Consider the following 25,566-nt stretch of genomic DNA (forward strand, 5'->3'; position numbering starts at 1 on the left):
CAATCCCAATATCAAGAGGCGTTGACTGGCCAATTATCGAAAAGGACCGCTGGTGGGATGATTACTGAATTCGGCACACTGGGATAAATAAGAAAACCGCCGGGCGTGGATATTCCACGCCCGGCGGTTTGACGGCAAAACAGATCAGCGCTTGCTGTACTGAGGAGCCTTACGGGCCTTCTTGAGGCCGTACTTCTTGCGCTCGATGGCACGCGGGTCACGGGTCAGGAAGCCAGCCCGCTTCAGCGCCGGACGGTCCTCCGGCTGCACCAGGATGAGCGCCCGGGCGATGGCCAGACGCAGCGCGCCGGCCTGGCCCGACGGGCCGCCACCATCGAGGTGGGCGTAGACGTCGAAGCTCTCCAGCCGGTCCACGGTCACCAGCGGGGCCTTGATCAGCTGCTGATGCACCTTGTTCGGGAAGTAGGCCTCCAGGGTGCGGCCGTCCAGGTGGAACTGGCCCGTGCCGGGCACCAGACGCACCCGCACCACGGCCTCCTTGCGGCGGCCGACGGTCTGGATGGGACGGTCGATGATGACCGGCTCGCGGCGCTCGACGACCTCTTCGACGACCTCAGTCACAACGTCGGCCACGGCTTCGGTCTCATTCACTTCGGTCACTGGGCCACCTGCTTGATCTCGAACGGAACCGGCTGCTGCGCGGCGTGCGGATGCTCCGGACCGGCGTACACCTTCAGCTTCTTCTGAATCTGCCGGCTGAGCTTGTTGTGCGGCAGCATGCCGACGATCGCGTTCTCGACGACACGGGTCGGGTGCTTCTGCAGCAGCTCGCCGATGGTGCGCTTACGCAGACCACCGGGGTAACCCGAGTGGCGGTAAGCGAACTTCTTGGTGAGCTTGTCACCGCTGACGGCGATCTTGTCGGCGTTGATGACGATGACGAAGTCGCCTCCGTCAACGTTGGGCGTGAATGTCGGCTTGTGCTTGCCGCGCAGCAGCTTGGCTGCTTCGACGGCGAGCCGGCCAAGCACCACGTCGGTGGCATCGATGACGTACCACGAACGCGTGGTGTCACCCGCCTTCGGCGTGAATGTAGACACAGCGCTTACCTCTCTTGTTTCGGGTTTCCCCGTTTGGTTGCCGGTCCGGCGGGTGCGTCTCGATGTTCCCGGCGACCGACATTGACCCGGGACCTGCTTGCCCGTGAGGGCAGCACACGCCAACCGAGCAGCCTACCGCTCACTGTCGATGCAGGTCAAAACCCCGGGCACGCTGGCAGACGAACTCTCAAGAGCCTAACGCCATTGCGACATTCAATTCTTCCTAGACAACTCACACGGGAGACGCATCGCAATTCCAGATTGCGAGCATGAACTTGAGTCGTACAAGGGCACATCGTCTGACGGCGGGCTAGCAGTCGAACACCAGTATCCAACGCCACAGGAACAAGGAGTTGACCCACATGGCTGCCGAAAAGAAAAACACCATCCGAGCGCTCTCGGCAGTCATCGGCGGTGGCGCCTTACTTACGCTGGGCTGGTTGAGTGCAAGCTCGGGCGGCCAAGGCACACCGCTGGCGATCCACACGCCCCCGCCTCCCCCGACCATGACCTCAGGGGCGATGACACTGGGCGCGACCACGACAATGAACCTGCAGGCACCCGCCACCGCGGTCATACAGAGAGCGCAGCCGAACATCACTGGTCCGGCGGCGCTACCTTCTGAAGAGGCTGGGCTGCCATGACATCAGCAGCTTTGAGCCCCGTCGGGATACTTAACCCTAAGGGCGATGTCTAGCCCGAAGGCGCGGGCGTGGGCGTCGCGGAAGCCTTGGCAGCGGCGGCCGCGGCCCTACCCTCGGGGCTGGCAAGCGAATTGCCCGGGGTCTTGGCTGATGCCACCGCGGCATCGCAGTTGAGTGAGATCAGCGTCTGATTCGCCGCCGATCCACCGCTGTTCTCCGGCGGCTGGACCGTACGGTCCTGCTGGCGGGTGACGACGCAGTCCGACCATCCCAGGTGGTCCCCAACGGTGGCCTGAACCACCGGTGTGTAGCCGGCACCACTGAGCGTGCCGCTGGCATCGCTATATTTCTGGCCGACGACATTGGGAGACGACGCCTGGGCGACCCCACACAATGCGAGTGACACTGCCGGCACCGCGATGGCGGTCCCGGCCATGCCCAAGATGCGCGAACTCATCTCTTCGACCTCCTCGTCGTCATCGGGTCAGCCCCTAACCCGCCGAACTGGCGGCTGATGTCGTCACCGTCGCGGTGTTGCCGACCTTCATCTGTCCGACCGCGGGCTGCGTGTAGGTGGTGTTCGCAGGAGCATCACCAGATCCGGCCAAGGGAATGTTGGTACCCGTGGAACCGTAATCTGGTTGTGCAAGCGCGAGTGTCGTCATCGCCGCGACTGCACCGGCGCCGATCACGATGCCGATAACTCGTCCGCGGCGGTGCCGAGTCGTGGGCTCTCCGTCGTAAGTGTCCATAGGTCAATCTGACCCCGGATTCTGTAGAGAAAGCTGCTGCCACGCTGTGTGGTCACTGAATCCAGCGACCTCCCAAGAATCCATCAGCATGTTCGCGGATTACCTTGCAAGACTGCGTTTTACATGATCGCTAGCCGACCAGCGGTCAGTGCTGCTGCCGAAACCCTTTCCCGCCTATCGGTTGAGTTCGGCCGCGCCGCCAGGCCCCAGGGTTGTGGTTCGCGAGGTGTCTTTGAGGTCGACGCCCGAGCGGCCGAGCTCCCGGGCCCCGGCCACCAGACCGGCTGCCACGCGGGCAGCCTCGGAGTATCCGAGGCCGTCGGGCGGATGGATGTTCGAGATGCAGTTGCGGTCGGCGTCGGTGCGTCCCGGCCGGGGTAGATGCGTCAGATAGATGCCCAGGCTGTCGGCCACGCTCAGGCCGGGTCGCTCACCCACGATCACCAGCAGCGTCCGCACCCGCGCCCGGGTTCCGACGTGATCACCGAGGGCGACCCTGGCCTGCGTGGCGATCACGGGCGGCGCCATGGTGTAACGATCCTTCAACTGCTCCACCAACGCCGCCAGCAGGGCCGGCCCGTGGTGGTTCAGGGCTGTCGGCGACAAGCCGTCGGCGAGCATGAAGCCGATGTCAGCCGGGGTATCGGGCACAGTCATCGAGTCGGCGGGCAACCGGCCCAGGTCGGGGCGGCGCAGGTATTCCTCGCGGGAGATTGCGCGGCTGGTCACCACCGTCGGCTCACCGATGCCGACCGCGAGGACAGCTTCCCTGAGCTGATCCAAGTCCAGCGGCACGTGCACGGCATCGCGAGCCGCGGCATGCGCCGACGCCAGCTCGAGCACCCGCCGGGTGGGCAGTCCGTTACCGGCCCGCCCCAGCCCGATACGGGCCTGCGTCGTCTTGCGTAACTCGTCCCAAAACTCTTGTACTGCAACGTGGTTAGTATTCACAGCACCTCCGCCGACGTGAGTGACCGAAGCGCCGAACGCTCCAGGTCGAACGGGGTGAGTCGGCCGGACTCGTCGACCATGCCCACATTGCGCAACCAAGCCTCGAACTCCGGCGCGGGCCGCAACCCCAGCGTGCGTCGCACGGTCAGCACATCGTGGAAAGACAGGCTCTGGTAGCCCAGCATCACGTCGTCGGCGCCGGGCACGGTGATCACGAACGCCACCCCGGCCGCGGCCAGCAATGTCAACAGGGTGTCCATGTCGTTCTGATCAGCCTCGGCGTGGTTGGTATAGCAAACGTCCACGCCCATCGGCAGGCCGAGCAGCTTGCCGCAGAAGTGATCCTCCAGCCCGGCCCGGATGATCTGCTTGCCGTCGTACAGGTACTCCGGGCCGATGAACCCGACGACGGTGTTGACCAGCAGAGGTTGCAGGTCGCGGGCCACGGCGTAGGCGCGGGTCTCCAAGGTCTGCTGATCCACCGGCTTACCGCCGACCCCTAGGTGGGCGTATGAACTGAGCGCCGAACCCTGCCCCGTCTCCAGGTACATGACGTTGCCGCCCACGGTGCCCCTATTGAGGCTGCGCGCAGCCTCGTTGCCTTCCCGCAGCACCGCCATGTTCACCCCGAAGGCCGTGTTGGCACCCTCGGTGCCGGCGACCGACTGGAAGACCAGGTCCACCGGCGCCCCCGCTTCGATCAGCCCGATCGTGGTGGTGATGTGGGACAGCACACAGGACTGGGCCGGGATTTCGTAGCGGGTGCGGATCGAATCGAGCAGGTGCAGCAGATCGGCGGTGGCTTGCGGCGAATCGGTAGCCGGGTTGATCCCGATCACCGCGTCACCGCACCCCAGGAGCAACCCGTCGAGCACTGCAGCGGCGATCCCGCGCGGATCGTCGGTGGGGTGGTTCGGCTGCAGCCGGGTGGCCAACGTGCCGGGGGTGCCGATGGTGGTGCGGAATGCCGCATTGACCCGCATGGCGGCCGAGACCGCGATCAGATCCTGGTTGCGCATGATCTTGCTGACCGCGGCGACCATCTCCGGGGTGAGGCCTGGCGCGATGGCCGCGATGCGCTCGACGCTGTCATCGCGCGACGCCGCCTCCAGCAGCCAGTCCCGGAAGCCTCCGACGGTGAGGTGTGAAACCTCCGAGAAGGCTTGGCGGTCATGGGTATCCATGATCAACCGGGTAACCTCGTCGGTGTCGTACGGAACGATCTCCTCGGCGAGGAACACCTCCAGCGGCAGGTCCGCGAGCACCCACGCCGCGGCCGCCCGCTCCCCGTCGTGTTCGGCCGCGCATCCGGCCAATTGATCGCCGGAACGCAGCGGGGTGGCCTTGGCCATCACCTCCACGAGCCCGTCGAAGGTGTAGTTCACCCCCGAAATCTGTTGCTGGTGCTTCATATCAACCGGCTTTCGGCCCCTGTAAGCATCGCGAACTCCTCATCGGGCGAGTTGGCCACCGAGCGATGGCGACGGTACACCGCGAAGTACATGAATGCGGTGAACACAGCCAGATATAGACCGGCTGCCACCGGATTGACCAGGACGGTCGCAACGACGGCCAGCACTGCGATGACACCGATCACTCGAAACTCCTTATTGTGCAACGCTTTTGACCGCACACATATCAAGACCTCGTCACGATTGGGCGCGGCACACACCATGAGGCTCCCCACCGCGAGGCGCCAGATATCCAGTCGCCGGGTGGTGCGCCCCTTAGAAGAATCCTTGGGCTTTGTTGCTGTAGGACACCAGCAGGTTCTTGGTCTGCTGGTAGTGATCCAGCATCATCTTGTGGTTCTCCCGGCCGATCCCGGACTGCTTGTACCCACCAAACGCCGCGTGGGCAGGATACTGGTGATAGCAGTTGGTCCACACCCGACCCGCCTTGATGTCGCGGCCGGCGCGGTAGGCGGTGTTGCCGTCACGACTCCACACACCCGCGCCCAGACCGTACAGCGTGTCGTTGGCGATGCTGATCGCATCGTCGTAATCCGCGAACGAGGTCACCGCGACGACCGGGCCGAAGATCTCCTCCTGGAAGATCCGCATCTTGTTGTTGCCCGCGAACACCGTCGGGGCGACGTAGTAGCCGCCGTTGAGATCGCCGCCCAGCTGCGTCCGGTCGCCACCGGTGATCAGCTTGGCCCCCTCGGACTTGCCGATCTCGATGTAGGACAGGATCTTCTCCAGCTGGTCGTTGGAGGCCTGCGCGCCGATCATCGTCTCGGTGTCCAGCGGGTCACCCTGCCGGACCGCCTTGGTGCGGATCGCGGCCAGCTCCAGGAACTCATCGAAGATGTCGGCCTGGATCAGGCTCCGCGAGGGGCACGTGCACACCTCGCCCTGGTTGAGGGCGAACATCGTGAAACCTTCGAGCGCCTTGTCCTGGTAGTCGTCGTTGGCGGCCAGGACATCGTTGAAGAAGATGTTGGGGCTCTTGCCGCCGAGTTCCAGGGTGACCGGGATGAGGTTTTGCGACGCGTACTGCATGATCAGCCGGCCGGTCGTGGTCTCGCCGGTGAAGGCGATCTTGGCGATCCGGTTGGACGAGGCCAGCGGCTTGCCCGCCTCGACACCGAAGCCGTTGACGATGTTCACCACACCGGCGGGCAGCAGGTCGCCGATGAGCGAGAACAGGTAGAGGATCGAGGCCGGTGTCTGCTCGGCGGGCTTGAGCACGACGGCGTTGCCCGCCGCCAGCGCGGGGGCCAGCTTCCAGGTCGCCATCAGCAGCGGGAAGTTCCACGGAATGATCTGCCCGACCACGCCCAGCGGCTCGTGGAAGTGGTAGGCGACCGTGTCCTCATCGATTTGGCTCAGCGAGCCCTCCTGCGCACGCAGCGCCCCCGCGAAGTAGCGGAAGTGGTCCACCGCCAACGGAATATCGGCGTTGAGCGTCTCGCGGATCGGCTTGCCGTTATCCCACGACTCGGCCAGCGCGACGGACTCGAGGTTGGCCTCGATCCGGTCGGCGATCTTGTTCAGGACCACTGCACGCTCGGCGGGGGCGGTCTTACCCCACGCCGGTGCGGCCGCATGCGCGGCGTCCAACGCCTTCTCCACGTCGGCCTCGGTGGACCGTGGGATCTCGCAGAACACCTGCCCCGTCACCGGCGACGGGTTCTCGAAATACCGGCCCTCGACGGGGGCCACCCATTCGCCACCGATGTAGTTGGCGTAACGCGACTCGAAGGTCATCAACGAGCCTTCGGCACCCGGACGGGCGTACACAGTCATGACTTCTCCCTGTCTTCAGACGACGAAATGTGTCGGTGACCACTGAAGGTAGGTTCCGCAGGGTTGCACCACAGTTGCACGACGTTGCAACGTCGGGCCGAGCAGATTCAGGACCGCGGACGTGAGGAGCAGATTCAAGACCGCGGACGTGAGGAGCACACTCAAGTCAGGTCGAAATCGATGCCGACAAGGTGGCCGTGTGCCTTGGCCCGCGTGCCGGCACCCGCGTCGCTGTGGTCATGCAGCCTCCGCCAGCCGTCCCGATCGTCACGGCCTTCGGGCAGTTCCAACCAGCGCCGCAGCGTCTCCAGGTTGGATTCGGCCAGCACAGCGCCACGCAGGCTCGCACTCAGCTCGGTCCGCAGCCGCGCCACCGCCGGGGACACCGACTGCGGCAGCAGTTCCCCGGAATACGCCCGTAACGCCGCGTCCACGTCGTCGGCGCCCAGCGCATCGAACACCTCACCCATGTCGCTGGCGATCGGTTTGGCCAGCCGGTACGGCCGTGACGCGAGGTAGGCCTCGCCGATGACCCGGCGCAACCGGGACATCTCGGCACGGACTGTCACCACGTCGAGGTCCTTCTCGTCGAGGAGCACGGCGAGGTGATCGGCGCTGAGACCTTCCGGATGTCGCAGGAGCAGCACCAGAATGTCGGCATGCCGGCCGGTCAGCATGGCGGAATGCGCCATGCCGTCGCTGTCGGTGTGCTGCCACTGCGGGCGGTCGGCCCCCAGCACGGTGAGACGGGCCCCGGCGGGAACCGGTTCGCTCGCGTGCCCTGTCAACCGCAACAGCGCCAGATGGTTTTCCACCGCCACAGCGGTTGCGCGGACCAGAGCCAATGTCTGTGGCGTCACGATGGCTGAGCCACCAGTGAGATCGATGGTGCCGAGCAGCGCCCCGGTCACCGGGTCGTGAACCGGCACGGCTGTGCAGTTCCATGGCTGCACGACACGGGAGAAATGTTCGGAACCGCGGATCTGCACCTCGGCGTCGAGGGCGAGTGCCGTGCCCGGCGCGTTGGTGCCTGCGCTGCGCTCGCTCCAGTCGGCCCCCGGAACGAAGTTCATCGCCTCGACCTTGCGGCACGCGGCGAGGTCACCTTCCACCCACAGCAACGTGCCGTCGGCCCCGGTGATCGCGACGACGACGCCAGAATCGGCGGCATCGTCGACCAACAGCCGGCGGATCACCGGAAGGGCACTCGACAACGGATTGGCGTCCCGCAGCGCACCGAGGCGGGCGGCGGCAGCCGCGGCCTGTGCGACGCGATCGGGGTCAACACCGGTGGCCAGGCTGCGCTGCCAGCTCTCGGCGACGACGCGGCGGACGTGGGTCGAGTCGAGGTAGGCAGCGTCCACCTGTCCGGCGACGAAAAGCTCGCGGACCGCACGCAGCTGCGCCGACGGCACCCGGCCGTTGCGGGTCCTGGATGTGCCCACCTCGATCACGCTCCTCGCGCTGAGCCATTTCCGCTGGCCACACGCGTGTTCGCCAGGATAGTTGACCGGGCTCACAGGAAGAACATGGCAGACCGGAGTGAATCGCTCCTCGCGTATGTGGCCCGAAGGAAGACGCATCAGTCACGCACGTCACACCGGAGCGATCCGCGGTTTCGGCCGGCCTACCGGTAGACTTCCTGGTGATCGGCACATCTGTTCTGCCAGTGCCGCCTCCTCGATCGTCATACCGAGCGCCGCGGGATGTCACCCGCGCCGGGCAGGACGACCGCCCTCTAACTTTTCGGAGTTTCATTTTGTCTGCGCCAGTCCACAGTGGCAGCACTGTGCCCACGTTCGCCGAGCTCGGCCTGCCCGCCGAGATCGTTGCCGCCCTCGCGAAGGACGGCGTGCACTCCCCGTTCCCGATCCAGGCCGCGACCCTGCCCGACTCGTTGACAGGACGCGATGTGCTCGGCCGCGGCCGCACCGGGTCCGGCAAGACCTACGCGTTTCTGCTGCCCCTGGTCGCTCGGCTGGCCCGCAGCGGCAGCCGCCGGATATCCCGTCGGCCGCGCGCGCTGATCCTCGCCCCGACCCGCGAACTCGTCACGCAAATCGAGGCCTCGCTGGCTCCGTTGGCCGCCGCGACCGGCCTGAAGTCTCTGAATGTCTTCGGCGGCGTCAGCGCCGGCCCGCAGATTTCGGCCCTGCAGCAGGGGGTCGACGTGGTGATCGCCTGCCCGGGCCGCCTGGAGGACCACATGCGGTCCGGTCACGTCGATCTGTCTGCCGTCGAGATCACCGTGCTCGACGAAGCCGACCACATGGCCGACCTCGGCTTCCTGCCCGGCGTCAAGCGTCTGCTGGACAAGACTCCGAAAGACGGTCAGCGGCTGCTCTTCTCGGCCACCCTCGATGCCGGGGTCGACGTGCTGGTCAAGCGCTATCTGCACGATCCGGTGGTGCACAGCGTCGACTCGGCGCAGTCGCCTGTCGCCGCGATGGTGCACCATGTGCTTCACGTGGACAACGCGGCCCGCGTCAACGTGGTCGCAGATCTGGCCGCTGCCCCGGGCCGCACCATCGTCTTCGCACGTACCAAGCACGGCGCGAAAAACCTGACCCGTCAGCTCAATTCGCGAGGCATCTCGGCGGTCGAATTACACGGCAACCTGTCCCAGAATGCCCGTACCCGTAACCTCACCTCGTTTTCCGACGGCTCCGCGACCGTCCTGGTGGCCACCGACATCGCCGCCCGCGGCATCCATGTCGACGATGTGAACCTGGTGGTGCACGCCGACCCGCCGGTCGAGCACAAGGCGTACCTGCACCGTTCGGGACGTACCGCCCGCGCGGGGAACGAGGGCACCGTGGTGACGCTCATGCACGATGCGCAGGTGTCGGATGTTCGGAACCTGACGCGCAAGGCCGGCGTCAAGCCCACGATCACCCGGATCAACGACACCGATCATCCGGTGCTGCAGCAGATCGCTCCCGGTGAGCGGACTTTCGGTGAACCCAAGCGTCCCGAGCCGACACCGGCACGGCCCCAGCCGGCCCAGCCGCGGCGCAACAAGCCACGCAACTCGGGCCATCCGGCCGGGGTCACCAGCTCCCGCTCCGGAAGCCCCGCGGCCCGCAGTGGCCGGCGGCGCCGGCCGGGTCGCCCCAACGATGCCCGCGGGTAACGGCAAATACTAAATCGGCCGAGCAGGCCGCTTAGACTCTGCAGCGATGCTATTCGACATCGTGATGGCCTGCGTGCCACTGATCGCGGTTGCCCCCGCAGTGATCGCCGTGGTCACCAGCCACCGCGACTTCACTTCGAAGGGGCAGCTGCAACGCCGGCTGTATCGGTCGCTGTTGCTCGCCGAGAAGCTGCCGACCACCGCACCCGGTTACCGGCAGATCGCCACCGACATCGATCGGGACACCTTCGCGGTGGCCTATCGAGCGCAGTATCCGCGGCGCGGCAAGGAGATCGTCTGGCTGACGCTGATCGCTCTCGGGTTGCTGACGGCGCTGGTCGTCTACTACGGGCTGCTCGTGGCCGGGGTCTGGTGGGTCTATCAGCTGGTGTTCGCAATCCCGATACTGCTCCTGGCGGGCTGGCTGCACCGCGCCGTCGGCAATTTTGTCCGCAACGACGGCCTGACCCGCGAGGTGTTCGAATACTTCGGCGCTCCAACCGCTTTGATCCGGCCTGCCACCGACCTGATCACCAGGGCCCCGTCACCGACACTGGCCGCGTTGTTCGCGCGGGCCGCCGAGATTCGAGACCGCGACCATCGCGGCACGCTCAGCTCACTGGAAGCCGTCAACGCTGCCCTGGCTGCCGCACACATCCCGGTCAGCTGGCGCACCCTGCTGCGTCGCACTCGACAGCGAGTCGGTACCGCCGGTTATCGCGAGCACGCCGACACTGCTCGGAAACAAGCAGAAACCGCTGTCCATCAATCGCTTTCACTAGTCAACCGGGGCTACGATCAGGTGCTGCAGACCGTCACCGGACCGGTGTTCGCGATGCGGCTGTCGTGGCTGGCCGCCCGTGAACACGACCGCATCGCCAGGGCGGAGCAGGCTGGCGACGTGTACCGCGCGGCCTGGCTGGCGATGCATTACCGCAACGAACGCGATCGGGTGGCCGGTCAGCTGTCCTGGCTGCATGCCCGCCGAAATGTGCGGCCCCGCTGGCCTCTCCATTCCGAGCGGGACCGCACAAGCTTCATCGGCGGGGATCAATAACCCCATGCGTTGGCGGCGCTGTGGTCGGTGGCGGCCACATCATCGGCACCATCGCGAACCGCGTTGCCCAGGTTGAACAAGATCTCGTTGAGTGACGCCGCGGCCTGGTTCCACCGGGCCTGCTCCAGTTGGTAGGCCTCGGCCGCTTCGCGGATCCAGACACGTTGCAGCGGGGTCAACTGCGACCGTAGGTCGTCGAGGGACGCGTTCAGCCGCGCGGACGTGGTGTGAATTTCCTGGCGGACCGAGTACTCGATCTCGCCGAAGTTGTAGGACAGTACCTGGCTCATGCGTGGCTCCGATCGATCACAGGGTGTCCGTGACGGCGCCGAGCTGCTGCGAATGTCCCTCGGCGGCTTCGCGCAGCGTGCGTTCGTTGTAGCGGATGGTTTCGGCTATCCGCTGCAGCGCGGTGTGCAGCTTGACGGATTCGCTGTTCCAACGGTCCACCACATCACGGAACCGCAGCGCCGCCACCCCACCCCACACCGATGGCGGAACGCTGCTCATCCGCCCGATGAATGTTTGCAGCATCGCCCGGATGTCGTCGTTGACAACATCGATCCGGCCGGCCGCAGTGGTCATAACGTCGAAGTCGGTACCAAGGGATCCCGAAGTTGAAGCCATCTCGCACCTTCCGGTCTTGTGTTGCGGGGTATATCAATTCGACGCTGGCGGTACCGTTTCGGTTCCATCCGATTTCAATGCACCGCATGCGCCGAGCGGATCGCCGCCTCGCACTCCGGGAACAGGTCACGGCCAGCCACGCCCTGACAACCGATCGCGATGCGCACCGTGTGGTCCACCAGCACCACCCAGCGGATCTCCCGGCCCCCACGCACCTCGCGGTAGCTGGCCACGGGACGCTCGGCGATCCGGTCGGCAGGGTTGAAATCGACGAACACGCCCGGCGACTGCTCATCCAGGGCGCGGCGCAGGGTCGCGGCCACGGCTCGAGAGTCGCCGCTATTGGCCGGTGACTGCGTCAGATGGATCACGGTGATCGGATCGTCGGCCGAAACCACTTCAACGCGTGCCGATCCCGGTCCACCGGTGATCCGGCGAACACTCCAGTCGGCCGGGACCTGCATGCCGACCCGGCCTTCCACCAGCACCCTCTGTTCCGGTTCGGTGCCCGGCCGCGCCGCGATGGCTACACACGCGATCACCATGACCAGCCCGGCGCCGACGGCACGGCGGTTGCCCCGGCTCCCTGTCGGTGCGGAGCTCGCGGTCACCTCGTCGCGCGCGACCGCGTCCCGGGCGCAGCGCCCGAGCATCTGGGACTCAGCGGTGGATACCGTTGCGCCACAGCACCGTACGGCACCTGCAATAGCCTTGCCCAGGCCGTCGGAACCACCGACCTCGGGCGGCGCATCGATGATGACCTCCGCGGCACCCCGGGTCGCATCGGCCACTTGGTCAGCCAATGTCGCCAAGACGCCGCGGCGGACCAGTCGCACCGATTCACCGTCCCCGCGCGAGACCATGACGAGCTCGTCGGCGATCTCCACCACCGCCCATGACAGATCCTGCAGTCCCGCCGCAAAAGCCTGCGCCCGGCGCAGCACAACCCCGTCGATGTCCGCAGCAGCCGCCCGGACCCGGTCGACCCGGTCGGTGGTCCACCACGTGGGACATACGACGATCGGCCTGTCGGCGTGGCCGCCTGCCGCCGTACGGACCACCTGTACCCACAGCTCATCGACCGGCATGGGCTCGTCGTCGATGAGCGCCAACGCGTCGTCGATGCACTCGACCGCGATCTGCGACAGCTCGGCGGGAACGGCACCCGGGCCTCGCACCAGCACGGGGCCCGCCTCGATCACGGTCGCGGTCACGTCGTGTCCCGCTCTGCCACGACAGCCACCTGGATCAGCTGCTCGGCCCCGGTCCGGGTGATCAGCGTGCCACGCCCGGGCGGCAGTGGTCGCGACCGCACGCCACCGAGCAGCGTCCCGTCGTCGGGGCTCGCACTCATCATCAGCCCCATGCAGCCGAGGTCTTTCATCCGCGCCAGCACCGGGTCGAACAAGGCCCGTGCCGCTCCACCTGATCGGCGGGCGACAACCAGGTGCAGACCCACATCCTTTGCGTGCGGCAGATATTCGAGTACCGGGGTCAGCGGATTGCCATGCTCGCCTGCCACCAGGTCGTAGTCGTCCACCACGAGGTAGAACTCCGGCCCCGACCACCACGACCGGCTGCGCAACTCCTGCTGGGTCACGTCCGCCCCGGGCATCCTGGCTCGCAGCAACTCCAGCGCAGCCGGCAACTGGGCCGCCAACGCCTCCGGTGAGATGGCGTAGCCGGCCAGATGATCGGACTCCACGACCCCGAGCAGGGCGCGCCGGAAGTCGACGATGAGCAGGCGCACGCCGCTCGCACCGTTGGCCTCGACCAGGTCGGTGCACAAGGTGCGCAACGCCGTCGTCTTGCCGCAGCCGGTGTCGCCGAGCACGATCAGATCGCTCTGGTCGGTGAAATCCAGTAGTACCGGCCGCAGTTCACGCTCGCCCAGCCCGAGGACCACCTGGGTAGCCGGCCGTAGCCGGGTGACAGTCCGCAGGCTGTGGTGCTCGACCAGTTTCGGCAGCAGCCGGATCGGCGGTGCACACACGCCCGGGTGTTGTGCGCGCAGCGTGTCACCGGCCCGCTCGACCGCGTCGACCAGTCCTGCCGTGGACGGTACGCCGTCGAGCCTCGGTGTCCCGATCAGCAACTCGCGACCGTCTCGGGTCAGTCCCCGCCCCGGGCGGCGGTCATCGAGCGTGCGGGCCCGCTTGCGGTCCATCTCCGATTCGGCAGGTTCACCGAGCCGAAGTTCGATGCGTGTGCCGAGTTGATCCTTGACGGCGGGCCGGAATTCCGCCCACCGCGACGCGGTGAGCACGACGTGCACACCGAACGAAAGTCCCTGTCCGGCGAGGCCGGTGACCGCCGCCTCGACCACATCGAAGTCCTGCCGTAGCGCCGCCCAGCCGTCGACGATCAGGAACACATCACCGAACTGGTCATGAGCCACGCCGCCGGATGCGCGATGACGACGATAGTCGGCCATCGAATCGATCCCCGTCTCAGCGAAGCCTGTTTCCCGATGCCGCACCACGGCCTCCAGCTGAGCCACCGTGCGCCGCACCAGATCCGGGTCGTGTCGGCCGGCCACCGCACCGACATGCGGCAGCGCCAGCAGGGACGCCAGCCCGCCGCCACCGAAATCGAGGCAGTAGATCTGAACGTCGCGGGGGTGATGAGTGGCGGCCAGCGACAGTGCGAGGGTCCTTGCGGCCGTCGACTTCCCCGACTGCGGGCCGCCGACAATCGCCACGTTGCCCGCGGTGCCGGCGAGAGTGACGGTGAGTCGGTCACGACGCTGCTCGAAGGGACAGTCGATCAATCCGATCGAGACCGTCAACGGTGTTGGTGCGGGCATCAACACATCACTGAGCGGTACCGCGTCCGGCAGTGGTGGCAGCCACACCTGATGAGCAGGCCGGCCGTGTCCGGCCAAGCGCCCGAGCACCGTGTCCAGCAAGGTCGGGCCGGTCTCCGGAGTCGCCGCCAGGCCCGTCGGTGCCCATTGCGCGGTGAACGGACGGACATGCGTCGCGGGCGGGGCCGCCGTGGCAGTCGCGGGCGTGGGCATGGGTGTCGAGACAAACGCGGTCTGGAACCGGATCAGGTCGCCGGCAGATGTTTTCAGGAAGGCCGCCCCCGGCGTGCTCGGCAATTGGTGCGCGTCGGTTACGCCAAGTACCGCGCGGGATTCACTGGGCGAGAAGGTCTTCAAACACACTCGGTACGACAGGTGGGTTTCCAGGCCGCGGAGCCTGCCCTCGTCGAGCCGCTGGCTGGCCAGTAGCAGATGTATGCCCAGTGACCGGCCGAGCCGACCGATGGCGACGAACAACTCGGCGAAATCGGGGTGTTGGTGGAGTAGCTCGGAGAATTCGTCCACCACGATCAACAGGGCGGGCAGTGATGGCAGGTCGGGTCGGTGCCGTTGGTATTCGGTGATGTTCGCGAGATCGCCCGCTGCCCGCAGGATCTCCTGGCGACGGGTGATCTCGCCGGCCAGCGCGTCGGCCATCCGTGCCACCAATGCGGCTTCGTCGGCGAGGTTGGTGATCAATGCGCTGACATGCGGTGCCGTACGGAGGCCGAGAAACGTTGCACCACCTTTGAAGTCTACGAGGATGAGGTTGAGCACCTCAGGTGAATGGGTAGCGATCAAACCCAGAGCCAGGGTCCGCAAAAACTCCGATTTCCCCGAGCCTGTGGCCCCGACACAGAGCCCGTGCGGGCCCATGCCGTTCTGGGCCGCCTCCTTGAGGTCGAGATACACCGGTGCACCGTCCTCGCACACGCCGATCGGCACCCGCAACAGGCCCCGTGGATCAGCCTGTCGCCAGGTGCTCGCCGGGTCCAGCGCCGCGGGGTCACTGACCCCGACGAGACCGGGCCAGTCCGTGGGTGCCCGGGCCGATTCCGTCGGCCGATACGGCGCGAGTCGACGCGCGCAGGTCACGGCATCAGCGATAGACAAACTGTCCCAACAGATGTCATCGGAGTCGACATCGAGGATCCGGTCTGTGGTCCCGGCTGCCCCTCCGACGACCACCATGGTGACACCTGCCGCCGGTGGCGGCACTTGTCCCGCCGCCTGATCGACGATGACCACCAGATGCGCCGCCGACACTGCCCCGCCGCACGCCTCTGCCGCCGTGCGGTAGCGCAGCAGATTCTCGAATTGGTGCGACGCTCGCGGATGCTGGTGGTGCGGCAGCCATTTCAGCCACTCCCACTGCCGCTCGGAGACCTCGTCGAGCACCGCGGCCACCCGCACATCAGGTGGTTCATGCGCCGCTGCCAGTCCACATATGACCGCCCGTACCAGCGCCCGGGCCTTTGACCGGTCTCCGGTCACCACGAGGTTGCCGCTGTCCGGCAATTCCATGGTGACCGGTACGTCGGGCACGGTCGAACGTCGCTCGACCAGACGGCGCACCGCTGTCGCGGTCACCGGGTCTTGCTCGGTGGACGCTGGGAGTTCGGGGGCGACCAGGCGGATGGCCAAGGCGACCTCGCCCACACCGATCCGGACCACGCAGAAGTCGGGATCGGCGGGTCGGCGCCGGCACACGCAGTCAGTGCCGGCCACCATCCACAACAGTTCGGGGTTCGGGTAGCCCGAGTGCAACGAATCCCGCTGTGCGCTCGCCGTTCCGGCGGCGGCGATGTCGATGCCGTCGAGATAGTTCAGATAGTTCCGCCGGTCGCGGTTCAGTTCCGCGGTCCGTCCGTTCCCACGCGCGCTGTAGGCCAGCGTGCCGACGGCCGACATCACCATCATCACGGGGAACAGTGTGAACATCGGTCCGCGCGAGGTGGCGGCGCCCGAACCGAAGTAGACAACCATCATGCCCGCCATCGCCAGCACCAACACCACGGGCAGCACCCGGGTCAATAGGTTCGCCGGTGCACTCGTCGGCACCGGTGGCGGCGCGTCGATGACCACCTCGCCGGCCGGTGCCGGCGAGGAGGCTGGCCGATGTTGTGCGGTGAACTCCATCGACGGTAGGACGCACGCCGAAGCCGAACCGTTCCACCCGAATTGCTGTAATCCGCTCCCACATTGCTCGATTACGGTGTGTTGACTGGCGTCGACCGGGGGTGACGAATGCCGGATGCACTGTGCCGCGTGGCGATTCATTGTGAGCTGCCCGATGCCGACGAACCGGCGACGGTCGATCTGACCCTGCCGTCGTCGATGGCCGTCAGGCAGCTCATCCCCGCCATCACCGACGCCGTCGGCGCCGGCACCGGATTGCGTCGCTGGAGCTTGTCCCGCATCGGCGGTCCTTCACTGGACGAATCGATGTCACTGGCCCAGAACGATGTTCGTGACGGCGATCTGCTGCTGTTTTCGGCCACCACGGTACCGAAGCCCCGACCCCGCGATCCGTCCCTCACCAGTGCGCTCGTCGCCGCGATCCCCGACGATCTACCCGCAACTCTGCGGCCGGCCTGCTGTCTGGCGGCGGTAGTCCTTGGCGCGCTGACGCTGCTGTGGGCAGGTGGGCCCGCACCCGGTGTCGGCGGAGTGGCCACGGCGGCCGCCCTGGCCATTGCCGTGACGGGCGCTGCGATCGCTGCCCGCCGAGTGCACCGCAGCCCGGAATCCGTCGCGGCGCTGGATCTCGGTGCGATGCTGCAGGTTGCGGTGTTCGGGTTCCTGGTCGTCCCGGGCGGCCCGGCACCGGCAAACGTCTTTCTGGCCGCGGTGGCTTCGGCCTCCGTGGGTGTCGTACTGCTGCGGATATCCGATTGCGGGACAGTCGTTGTGATCGCTGCGCTGGCGGTCGCCGCGACAGTGGCGGTACCGACCGGCGTGGCGGTGATCCGACCGATGCCCGCAGCAGCACTCGGGGCCCTGTTGGCGACGGCGGCGCTCGGCGCTCTCACCATCGCTCCGCGATTGTCCATCGCACTGGCCGGCCTCACACCGGCGGTTCCCGGCGACCACGACGATGACGATGACATCGCCGGCCGTGTCCTGGCCGGACATCGGGCCCTAGTGGGTCTGGTTACCGGGTTGTCCGCTGCAGCCGGCCTGGGGACGGTCCTTGTCGCCGTCGGCGCCCGGCAGTCGGTGACACCGGCGGCACTGGCATTCACCGGTGCGGTCGCGGTGGCGCTGGTGCTGCGCGCTCGTTCGCATGCCTCGGGCCTGTGCCGGACGGCCCTCATCGCAGCTGGATTCACTGCCGTGACAGCGACGTTCGTCCTCACGGTAGCTTGGTCGCCGACGTCCGCGAATTGGGTCGCCGGTATTGCGGTCGGTGCGGGGCTGACGGCGTTCGTGCCGGTTGCACCCACTACGGCTGCCACTCACCGGGCGGGGCGCATCGTCGACGCCACGGAATACCTCGCCCTGGCTTCGGTGGTACCGCTGGCGTGCTGGCTGGCCGGGCTGTTCGAATTGGTGCGGGGTCTGAGCCTGCTATGAGCAGGCCTCTGCGCTTGATCGCGGCGGCGGCGGTGCTTCAGATCGCGGCGGCGCCGTCGGTCACCGCGGTGGGACCGCGGCCGATCCTCACGGTGATTCCGCCGTCGGTCGACAGTGCGTTGCTGCCGCCACCGTCCGCTCCCTCCCCACCGGGCCCGACTCGGCAGCGCGGGCAGTGCTTCACGCCGACCACCCACGCGGCCGAAGGCGCCCACAACCCGATCGAGCTCGATGCGGTGTGGCGGCTCACCAAAGGCAGCGGCCAGACGGTTGCGGTGATCGACACCGGGGTGGCCCGGCACCGCCTGCTCCCCCACCTCGTCGGCGGCGGCGACTATGTGGCGCGTGGCGACGGGACCAGTGATTGCGACGGCCACGGCACCATCGTGGCCGGGCTGATCGGCGGCTCCCCCGATGGCCTGGGTTTCAGCGGGATCGCGCCGGAGGCAACGATTCTCAGTATTCGTCAGTCGAGCACCAAGTTCGCCGCCGAGGGGCAGGCAGCAGGGATCGGTGACGTCGACACCCTGGCCCGGGCCGTGCGCACCGCGGCCGACCTCGGCGCGACCGTCATCAACATCTCGTCGGTGGCGTGCGTCGTCGCCACCGACTCGCTCGACGACCGGGCATTGGGCGCCGCGCTCGCCTACGCGGTCGACGTCAAGAACGTCGTCGTCGTGACCGCGGCCGGGAACGTCGGCGGTGCCGGCCACTGCCCCGAGCAGAACCCGTCGGCAGGTCCCGCCCGAGGACCGAACTGGGACATCGTGCGCTCGGTGGCCAGTCCGGCCTGGTACGACGATCTGGTCCTGGCGGTCGGATCGGTCGGCCGCGATGGCGCGGCGTCGGATTTCACATTGGGTGGGCCGTGGGTTGACGTCGCCGCGCCCGGTGAAGGCGTGGTATCGCTGCATCCCGATGCCGAAGGACTGATCGATCATCTCGCAGAAGCGAATCCGATCTCCGGCACCAGTTACGCGGCTCCGATCGTCGCCGGCATCGTTGCCCTCGTCCGGGCTCGGTTCCCGCACCTGGGCGCGCGCGATGTCATGCGGCGTGTCGAGGCGACGGCGCACCGACCGCCTGCCGGCTGGGATCCGTTCGTTGGCAATGGTGTGGTCGATGCCACGGCGGCGGTCAGTGGCGGAGTGCCCGCCCCCGCCGCGCCGGCCGCTGCCCCGCCGGTAGTACCGCCGATGCCGGCCAGGGTCGCCGACGATCAGCAGCGCCGGACCGCATTCGGAGGCGCTGCGGCATGCATCGTGGCGGTCTTGGTAACGGTGTTGATCACCAACCGGTTACGGCGTCGCCCCAACGACGGTCACGCCGTCGCGGACGACTGACGCCGCGTCGCGGCTCAACTCCGGGCCTCGAGGCAGCAGTGCCAACATCGGCCACGGAGCCGGCACCGCTGGGACGGCGAGACCGAGATGTTCAGCGGCCTGCTCGTCGTGTACACCGAACAGCACACCTCGATCATTGAGATAGAACAGCGAACCGGCGGTCCCGTTACCGCCGGCGACAGCAGTGGGCCGCGCCAGCGCGCCGCGGCCGGCCGGGATGATGACGCGGTCGATGTTCGGCCCCTCCTGGTCTGCCTGGGCCAACACCACGCCATCGTCGGGACTGCCCAAAGGTAGCGACTCATCAATAATAACAATGGTTTTCGTATCCTGGCCCGGACGCCGCGGATCCCAGCTGGCGCACACGGTGTCGCCCGTGTGCTGCGCAACCCGATCGGGAAACGTGCGCACCGGCAACGTCTCGACGAATGGCACGTTCGCAATCACGTCGGCCGCGACCACCGGCGGTTGTCCGCCTGGCTGGGCGACGGTGAACCGGATCAGGTCAGCGACAATCTGATGGATACGCTGGACCCCGTCGGAGAGCACGACGTAGAACTCGTGGTCCGCCGCTCGTTCCACCCGCACCACCGTGCCCACGCCCAGACCACCCAGCGCGGGCGGACCTGGTGCGCCGGCATCGGCGATCTGCGGCGCCTGGATCGCCGGCGCTTCCGGCACGCTGTCGAGCAGTGATCGCGAGACCGTCAGCGGCGCAATGCCTTCCAGATGCAACGCGCGCACCACAGCGATATCCCGCAGATCGACCGCCGCGCGCCAGCCGTCGAAGATCAGGTAGGTCGCCGCGGCGCCCTCACCGCGTGGCGCCACCAGTAGCGCCTGCCCCGGCGGCAATCCGGCGGTATCCGCAGGCAGCCTGCCTACTATCAACACGCTCGAGGGCGGATCTGCCACATCGCACACTGTCCAATCCGACTCGTCGATACTCAACGGACGGTCGATCTGCGTGGGTGCACCCGGGATGCCCACGAGCGGTCCGCGTTTCGCCCCGGCAAGCGCGCGTACGCTCACCGGCCGCGGGTCGCCGGGTGTTCCGGCCAATAACCGGGCCGACGCCAGGTTGAGCACCGGGTGCATGGTGTCGGCGATCCGGACGTACAGCGCCCCGGTGTCGTGGGCCATGACTATCGGCGTCTCACCGAGATCGCCGCCGGGACGCAGCATCGCCGTCGCCGCGCACACCGCGAAGGCCACGACCGCGAGCACTGCGCCGGCGGTAAGGGAAATCGATTGTGCGCGTAGCGGATCGTCGATCATCCGAGCGTCGCCACGCACCAGGGCGTGCTGCGCCCGCCGGATCAGGAAACGGTGCCCGTTGAGCTGCAGTCGGGTCGCCGGTTGTCGTGCCATGTGTCCCCCGGCGATCACTCTAACCCGCATCCGGCCACCCGCCGCACACGAAAAGGTGATCCTGCGCTACTCCTCGCGCTGCCGTTGCCGGTAGGCCGCGACGTGCTGGCGGTTGCCGCAGTTGCCGGTGTCGCAGAAGATCCGCGAGCGGTTGCGGGACAGATCGGTCAGTACCGCGGTGCAGTCCGGGGCCGCACAGATCTTCAACCGCCTGAGCTCACCCCCGCGGATCAGGTCTGCGAACGCCATGGAGATCTCGGCGCCCATCCGCTGCCAGAGCGGGTCGTCCGCGGCGCCCAGATGCAGGTGCCAATCGGGGTTCCCCACATGGCGAGTCAGCCACGGTGATGCCTTGGTCTCCCCTAGCAGGGAGTTGACCCTGGCCACCGTGGCTTCCTCATCGTCGGCGACTGCCCAGATGTCCCCGAGCCGGGTGCGGAGCCGCTGCACCGCCCGCAGTTCTGCGTCGTCACGGTCACGCCGCCCGGTCCATCCGAAGCTGTCCAGGTACATATCCAAAGCCGCCAGGTCACCGAGCTGTTCCCCGTCCACCCGGTCGCTGTTGACCAGCACTGCGGCGGCCCGGAGTGTGAGCTCCGTGTCATAAGTGAAAAGCATTTGACTCATGACCTCTTTCCGTCGTAGCGTCATGATCAAAATTCATTTTACTCATTACACGCTTACGCACGTCCCGGGAGGTGTACCCATGGCCACGACCGAACTCGACCGCTCTAGCACAGGCAACCACTTTCGGCTCGGCTTGCTGTTCGCAATCAGTTCCGCACTGGCGTTCGGATCTTCGGGTCCCTTCGCGAAAGCACTGATCGAAGCCGGCTGGAGCCCAACCGGCGCCGTCACCGCCCGGCTCGCGGGCGGAGCAGTGGCAATGGCCCTCTTCGCCAGCTTTGTCCGGCCCGGCTGGGTCGGCGAGGCCGTTCGGCACGCCAGGACCGTCATCAGTTATGGGCTGGTGCCCATCGCCGGTGCTCAACTCTGCTACTACAACGCCGTGGCGCACCTCTCGGTCGCCGTGGCCCTCCTGCTGGAGTACACCGCCCCGATCCTCGTGGTCGGGTGGGTGTGGGCCACCACCCGGCGGCGCCCCAGTTCGATGACGTTCGCCGGCGCCGGTCTTGCGGTCGCCGGGATCATGCTGGTGCTGAATGTCTTCAGTGGCGCCCACATCAACATCATCGGCGTCGCCTGGGCCCTGGCCGCCGCGGTGTGCGCGGTCTGCTACTTCGTGATGTCCAACAACGTCAGCACCGACGGCGATGGTCTGAACCCGATCAGCCTGGCATCGGGCGGCCTGATCGTCGGAGCCACAGCCGTTGCGCTGCTCGGCGTCACGGGTGTGATGCCGCTGACGTTCACGACCAACCCCGTCGTCATCGCCGGTTTCACCACGTCGTGGCTGGTACCGGTGATCACCCTGGGCCTGATTCCGACGGCCCTCGCCTACACGCTCGGCATCTTCGGCATCGCCCGCCTCAAGCCGCGTTTCGCATCGCTGGTCGGCTTGTCCGAGGTCATGTTCGCGGTGCTCTTCGCCTGGATCCTGGTGGGTGAAGCCATGACCGTCAGCCAGGCGATCGGTGGCACCGTAGTCCTGCTGGGGCTGGCGCTGGCCCGCCAGGGCGACCGCAGTGAGCAGGCAAGTCCCGACTCGGCCGGTCAAGTCGAACTCGCCGGCTGGCCCGACATGCCGCTGCGCGAGACGACGGAACCGGCAAACGATTAGCCGTAGCTAACCATTTTGTGTGACGATGTCGTCCGTGAGTCTTCTCCGGAAGTCGGCCCGGGTGGCCGCGATCATCTCGACCCTGGTCAGCGCTGCATTGCCGCTCACCTTCGCCGCGCCCGCCGCGGCCGAAAAGTGTCCCGACATCGAGGTCATCTTCGCCCGTGGCACCAACGATGCACCCGACCTCGGACGCCCGGGGCAGGCTTTCGCCGATGCGCTGCGTTCCCAGGTGGGCGGTCGCACCGTCGGCACATACGGGGTGAACTATCCCGCCAGCTATGACTTCCTGACTGCCGCAGACGGCGCGAACGACGCCGTCAACCGCATCACCGCGCTGGCGTCCTCGTGCCCGGACACAAAGATCGTCCTCGGCGGCTACTCGCAGGGCGCCGCCGTAGTCGACATGCTCGCCGGCATACCGCCGCTCGGCGACAAGGTCGGCGACATCGGGTCGGCGGCGCCGTTGCCCAGCAGTCTGGTGCCCCAGGTCGCCGCCGTGGTGGCCTTCGGAAACCCCGCCGCGAAGTTCGGGAATCCTGTCACATCGTCCATCTTTGGGGGCAAAGCCATCGACCTCTGCACGGACGGGGACCCGATCTGCTCGCGCGGTCGGAACCCGTTCGCACACAGTGATTACGTGGCGGCAGGCCTGACGGATCAGGCCGCAAACTTCGTCGCTCGCCTGGTCTAGCGACGCCCAAACGCTAGGATTTGGTGTGCCCATGGATCTTGTTCGTCGCTACTCGCTTCTCGTTGCCGCCGCCGTCCTGACCGCCGCGGCCGCACTCGTCACGCCGGCGCCCGCAAGCACGCTAGCTGTCGCCTCAGCCGATAACTGCCCCGACATCCAGGTGGTGTTCGCCCGCGGTACCAATGACACACCTGGTCTCGGCCGGATCGGCAACGCCTTCGTCAGCGCGCTCCGCAACAAAGTGGGTGGCCGTTCGGTGGGTACGTACGCGGTGAACTATCCCGCCAATTACGACTTCCTGGCTGCGGCCGACGGCGCCAACGACGCCAGCGGCCATGTCCAGTGGATGATAGACAACTGTCCCAACACCCGGCTCGTGCTCGGCGGCTACTCGCAGGGCGCGGCGGTGATCGACGTCATCTCCGCGGTCCCGTTCCCGGCGGTCGGTTTCAATGCACCATTGCCACCCAACGCTCCTGACCACATCGCAGCCGTCGCAGTGTTCGGCAATCCGTCGGCCAAGCTCGGCCTACCGTTGACTGCCAGCCCGGTTTACGGTGCGCGGGCCATCGATCTGTGCAACCCCGACGATCCGGTCTGCACCGACGGCAACAGCGTCGACGCACACCGCGCCTACGAGGGCGCCGCCAACCAAGCCGCCGCCTTCGTCGCCGGGCTGGTGTAGTCCGTCCCCACACCGAGCCTCTCGGCTCTGCGGTCACCCAGGTAGCAGATTTCGTCGCCGGATCGTTGCCAGACCGGCACCTATTCTCGACGGGATCGTCAATACCATCGAATTCGTGATTGGCCGTCAGATGTTGGCCACGCTGGTCACCGCCCTGACTGCCGTTGTGGCACCAATGACAGTGGCGCCGAGCCTGATTGGCGTTGCAAAGGCTGCCACATGCCCGCCGGCCGAGGTGGTGTTCGCCCGCGGCCGCATGGAGCCCCCAGGGCCCGGACAGATCGGTGCTGCGTTCGTCAATGCCCTACGTGCCCTGCGCGGACCGAACATCAGCCTCTATCCGGTGAACTACCCGGCCGACACCCAGGTCGACATGGGCGCCAACGACATGAGCCGCCACATACAGTGGATGGCCCGCAACTGTCCGAACACCCGGCTCGTGTTGGGTGGCTACTCGCTGGGCGCCGCCGCAACCGATCTCGTTCTCGCGGTGCCCATCTCGGCGTTCACCTTCAACAGTCCGCTACCCGCCGGCATCGACCGGCACATCGCGGCGGTGGCACTGTTCGGCAACGGCGCCAACTGGGCTGTGCCGATCACGGCGTTGAGTCCGACATACCAAAACCGCACCATCGACCTGTGCCACTCTGACGATCCGATCTGCAATCCGAGCAGCCCGTACAAGTGGCGCTCCGAATGGCAGGACCATCTGGCGCCCGGCTATATCCGATCGGGCATGGTGGCCCAAGCCGCCAGGTTCGTCTCCGCCCGGCTCTGACATCGGCCCAAAGCCGCGCCGTCCGGCCTTATATACGATCGGCACCACTGTGGCGAACGTGCAGCCTTTCGGGGTGGATCCGCGAACTGGCCAAAGAAACCTACACGTTCGCCACAGCGTCTGGAACCGAACAATGAGTGGCTGTGGATAGCCATTCGTCGGGATGCTCGAAATGTCGGTAGCCCAGCCGATGCTGGCTCCATGAACGAATTCGTTGGCGCGTTTCCTGGACGGCACCCTGGCCCTTTCCTTGGGAGCCAAACGGTGCGTGCCGGGTTGCTCACGGGTCATGAACTGCGCGCGGGCTATCGCGCCGTGTACCGCAACGTGTATCTGGCCAATGAAGTCCCGCTGACTCCGGAATTACGGGCACAGGCGGCATGGCTGTTCGCCGGACCGGATGCAGTGTTGTGCGGGGTCTCGGCCGCGGCTGTTTACGGCACCAAGTGGCTGGACGCGAACGCGCCGGCAGAAATCGTGCGGGCCAATCGTCACGCGCCGGAAGGGCTCCGGGTGCGGTCGTATGCCCTTGCCGCAGAAGATGTCCGCGAGTTCTGTCGAATGCGGGTGACGACCGAAGCTCGCACGGCGTTCGATCTGGGCCGGTTGTTGCCGCACACCAAGGCTGTGCCGATCTTGGATGCGTTCCTGAACCAGACCAAACTCGATTCGGAGAAGGTGCGGTCATTGATCGAGGCGAACCGAGGAATTCGAGGTGTCGACCGCCTGCGGCTATCGCTGGCTCAGGCCGATGGTGGTGCTAAATCACCGCTGCAGACCCAAACCCGGCTGTTGCTGGGCTGGACGGGCATACCGGGACTCCGAACTCAGATCCCGTTCTATGACCTGTGGGGGATGGTGTGCACTCGAGCGGCACTGGGCTGGCCTCGATGGAAAGTGGCGGTCGAGTGCGACGAGGAACAGGATGCCGCGTGGTATCGACCGTGGGTGCACTCTCAAACGGCCGAACTCGAATCACGCGGCTGGTCTGTGTTGTGGGTTACCGCGCGAATGGCCTTCGGCCCCAACAACATCGTCGAGCGAGTACGACAGAAGTTGTTGGCCGCCCAACGCAGGCAAACGAGCTGAGCCAGTC

24 protein-coding genes and 1 pseudogene are annotated in these 25,566 nt (G+C 66.7%); 9 read left to right on the forward strand and 16 right to left on the reverse strand.

All coding sequences use genetic code 11. The features are described 5' to 3' along the window. Positions 1 to 144: 144 nt before the first annotated feature. From rpsI to B133_RS0113365, 10 genes and pseudogenes are all read right to left on the reverse strand, one after another. Positions 145 to 594: a 30S ribosomal protein S9 gene (rpsI, locus tag B133_RS0113320; RefSeq protein ID WP_026256391.1), complete on the reverse strand. Its 450-nt coding sequence runs from the start codon at positions 592 to 594 to the stop codon at positions 145 to 147. 23 nt (positions 595 to 617) lie between these two features. After that, positions 618 to 1,061 carry a 50S ribosomal protein L13 gene (gene rplM / locus B133_RS0113325; protein WP_018601757.1) on the reverse strand — a complete coding sequence of 148 codons (444 nt, stop codon included), beginning with the start codon at positions 1,059 to 1,061 and terminating at the stop codon, positions 618 to 620. A 310-nt stretch (positions 1,062 to 1,371) separates the two neighbouring features. Beyond that, the gene (locus B133_RS24925; RefSeq protein WP_018601758.1) at positions 1,372 to 1,638 is read right to left on the reverse strand and encodes a hypothetical protein; all 267 of its coding nucleotides are present in this window, start codon (positions 1,636 to 1,638) and stop codon (positions 1,372 to 1,374) included. A gap of 116 nt (positions 1,639 to 1,754) precedes the next feature. Further along, entirely contained in the window at positions 1,755 to 2,162 is a 408-nt protein-coding gene (locus B133_RS0113335; protein ID WP_018601759.1) for a hypothetical protein, read from the reverse strand. A 34-nt stretch (positions 2,163 to 2,196) separates the two neighbouring features. Continuing rightward, positions 2,197 to 2,457: a hypothetical protein gene (locus B133_RS0113340; protein ID WP_018601760.1), complete on the reverse strand. Its 261-nt coding sequence runs from the start codon at positions 2,455 to 2,457 to the stop codon at positions 2,197 to 2,199. Positions 2,458 to 2,631: 174 nt separating this feature from the next. Then, the gene (gene eutC, locus B133_RS0113345) at positions 2,632 to 3,408 is read right to left on the reverse strand and encodes an ethanolamine ammonia-lyase subunit EutC (protein ID WP_018601761.1); all 777 of its coding nucleotides are present in this window, start codon (positions 3,406 to 3,408) and stop codon (positions 2,632 to 2,634) included. Continuing rightward, on the reverse strand, positions 3,405 to 4,820 hold the full coding sequence (locus tag B133_RS0113350; RefSeq protein WP_018601762.1) for an ethanolamine ammonia-lyase subunit EutB: 1,416 nt from the start codon (positions 4,818 to 4,820) through the stop codon (positions 3,405 to 3,407). Before B133_RS0113350 ends, eutC begins: the two co-directional genes overlap by 4 nt. Next, positions 4,817 to 4,996, reverse strand: a pseudogene (locus tag B133_RS0113355) (ethanolamine permease); the annotation flags it as partial. The gene B133_RS0113350 and the pseudogene B133_RS0113355, both read right to left, overlap by 4 nt. Before the next feature lie 139 nt (positions 4,997 to 5,135). Continuing rightward, the gene (gene adh / locus B133_RS0113360) at positions 5,136 to 6,659 is read right to left on the reverse strand and encodes an aldehyde dehydrogenase (protein WP_018601764.1); all 1,524 of its coding nucleotides are present in this window, start codon (positions 6,657 to 6,659) and stop codon (positions 5,136 to 5,138) included. Between the two features lie 161 nt (positions 6,660 to 6,820). Then, on the reverse strand, positions 6,821 to 8,113 hold the full coding sequence (locus B133_RS0113365; protein WP_018601765.1) for a GAF domain-containing protein: 1,293 nt from the start codon (positions 8,111 to 8,113) through the stop codon (positions 6,821 to 6,823). Positions 8,114 to 8,448: 335 nt separating this feature from the next. Here B133_RS0113365 and B133_RS0113370 point away from each other — a divergent pair, with 335 nt between their 5' ends. After that, a complete protein-coding gene (locus B133_RS0113370) occupies positions 8,449 to 9,792 on the forward strand; it encodes a DEAD/DEAH box helicase (RefSeq protein WP_018601766.1) in 1,344 nt (447 codons plus the stop codon). Positions 9,793 to 9,838: 46 nt separating this feature from the next. Then, the gene (locus B133_RS0113375) at positions 9,839 to 10,849 is read left to right on the forward strand and encodes a hypothetical protein (RefSeq protein WP_018601767.1); all 1,011 of its coding nucleotides are present in this window, start codon (positions 9,839 to 9,841) and stop codon (positions 10,847 to 10,849) included. On the opposite strand, the gene B133_RS0113380 is transcribed toward B133_RS0113375, so the two are convergent. The 4 genes from B133_RS0113380 to B133_RS0113395 all read right to left on the reverse strand — a co-directional run bounded on the left by B133_RS0113380 (position 10,843) and on the right by B133_RS0113395 (position 16,421). Next, complete coding sequence (locus tag B133_RS0113380) at positions 10,843 to 11,139, reverse strand: WXG100 family type VII secretion target (protein WP_018601768.1); 297 nt, start codon at positions 11,137 to 11,139, stop codon at positions 10,843 to 10,845. The genes B133_RS0113375 and B133_RS0113380 overlap by 7 nt on opposite strands. Before the next feature lie 16 nt (positions 11,140 to 11,155). Then, positions 11,156 to 11,476, reverse strand: coding sequence for a WXG100 family type VII secretion target (locus B133_RS0113385; RefSeq protein ID WP_026256393.1), 321 nt, complete (start codon positions 11,474 to 11,476; stop codon positions 11,156 to 11,158). Between the two features lie 74 nt (positions 11,477 to 11,550). Beyond that, positions 11,551 to 12,690, reverse strand: a complete 1,140-nt coding sequence (locus B133_RS0113390) for a type VII secretion-associated protein (protein ID WP_018601770.1) — start codon at positions 12,688 to 12,690, stop codon at positions 11,551 to 11,553. Next, a complete protein-coding gene (locus B133_RS0113395) occupies positions 12,687 to 16,421 on the reverse strand; it encodes a type VII secretion protein EccC (protein WP_018601771.1) in 3,735 nt (1,244 codons plus the stop codon). The genes B133_RS0113390 and B133_RS0113395 overlap by 4 nt, the downstream gene beginning before the upstream one ends. Before the next feature lie 129 nt (positions 16,422 to 16,550). On the opposite strand from B133_RS0113395, the gene eccD reads away from it, so the two are divergent. Together eccD and mycP are read left to right on the forward strand one after the other, a co-directional pair. Continuing rightward, entirely contained in the window at positions 16,551 to 17,858 is a 1,308-nt protein-coding gene (gene eccD / locus B133_RS0113400) for a type VII secretion integral membrane protein EccD (protein ID WP_232423299.1), read from the forward strand. Then, the gene (mycP, locus tag B133_RS0113405; protein ID WP_018601773.1) at positions 17,855 to 19,201 is read left to right on the forward strand and encodes a type VII secretion-associated serine protease mycosin; all 1,347 of its coding nucleotides are present in this window, start codon (positions 17,855 to 17,857) and stop codon (positions 19,199 to 19,201) included. Before eccD ends, mycP begins: the two co-directional genes overlap by 4 nt. Here the strand turns inward: mycP and eccB are convergent. Together eccB and B133_RS0113415 are read right to left on the reverse strand one after the other, a co-directional pair. Beyond that, positions 19,157 to 20,572, reverse strand: a complete 1,416-nt coding sequence (gene eccB, locus B133_RS0113410) for a type VII secretion protein EccB (RefSeq protein WP_018601774.1) — start codon at positions 20,570 to 20,572, stop codon at positions 19,157 to 19,159. The genes mycP and eccB overlap by 45 nt on opposite strands. A 66-nt stretch (positions 20,573 to 20,638) precedes the next feature. Continuing rightward, the gene (locus tag B133_RS0113415; protein ID WP_018601775.1) at positions 20,639 to 21,190 is read right to left on the reverse strand and encodes a CGNR zinc finger domain-containing protein; all 552 of its coding nucleotides are present in this window, start codon (positions 21,188 to 21,190) and stop codon (positions 20,639 to 20,641) included. 88 nt (positions 21,191 to 21,278) lie between these two features. Between B133_RS0113415 and B133_RS0113420 the strand changes: the two genes are divergently transcribed. The 5 genes from B133_RS0113420 (at position 21,279) to B133_RS0113440 (ending at position 25,559) form a co-directional block, all read left to right on the forward strand. Continuing rightward, positions 21,279 to 22,313: a DMT family transporter gene (locus tag B133_RS0113420; protein WP_018601776.1), complete on the forward strand. Its 1,035-nt coding sequence runs from the start codon at positions 21,279 to 21,281 to the stop codon at positions 22,311 to 22,313. A gap of 25 nt (positions 22,314 to 22,338) precedes the next feature. Continuing rightward, on the forward strand, positions 22,339 to 23,007 hold the full coding sequence (locus B133_RS0113425; RefSeq protein ID WP_018601777.1) for a cutinase family protein: 669 nt from the start codon (positions 22,339 to 22,341) through the stop codon (positions 23,005 to 23,007). Positions 23,008 to 23,038: 31 nt separating this feature from the next. Further along, entirely contained in the window at positions 23,039 to 23,692 is a 654-nt protein-coding gene (locus B133_RS0113430; protein ID WP_018601778.1) for a cutinase family protein, read from the forward strand. Between the two features lie 130 nt (positions 23,693 to 23,822). Then, the gene (locus B133_RS0113435; protein ID WP_018601779.1) at positions 23,823 to 24,470 is read left to right on the forward strand and encodes a cutinase family protein; all 648 of its coding nucleotides are present in this window, start codon (positions 23,823 to 23,825) and stop codon (positions 24,468 to 24,470) included. A 264-nt stretch (positions 24,471 to 24,734) separates the two neighbouring features. Beyond that, on the forward strand, positions 24,735 to 25,559 hold the full coding sequence (locus B133_RS0113440) for a hypothetical protein (RefSeq protein ID WP_018601780.1): 825 nt from the start codon (positions 24,735 to 24,737) through the stop codon (positions 25,557 to 25,559). Positions 25,560 to 25,566 lie beyond the last annotated feature (7 nt).

The sequence above is a fragment of the Mycobacterium sp. 155 genome (genome assembly GCF_000373905.1).
GTDB lineage: Bacteria > Actinomycetota > Actinomycetes > Mycobacteriales > Mycobacteriaceae > Mycobacterium.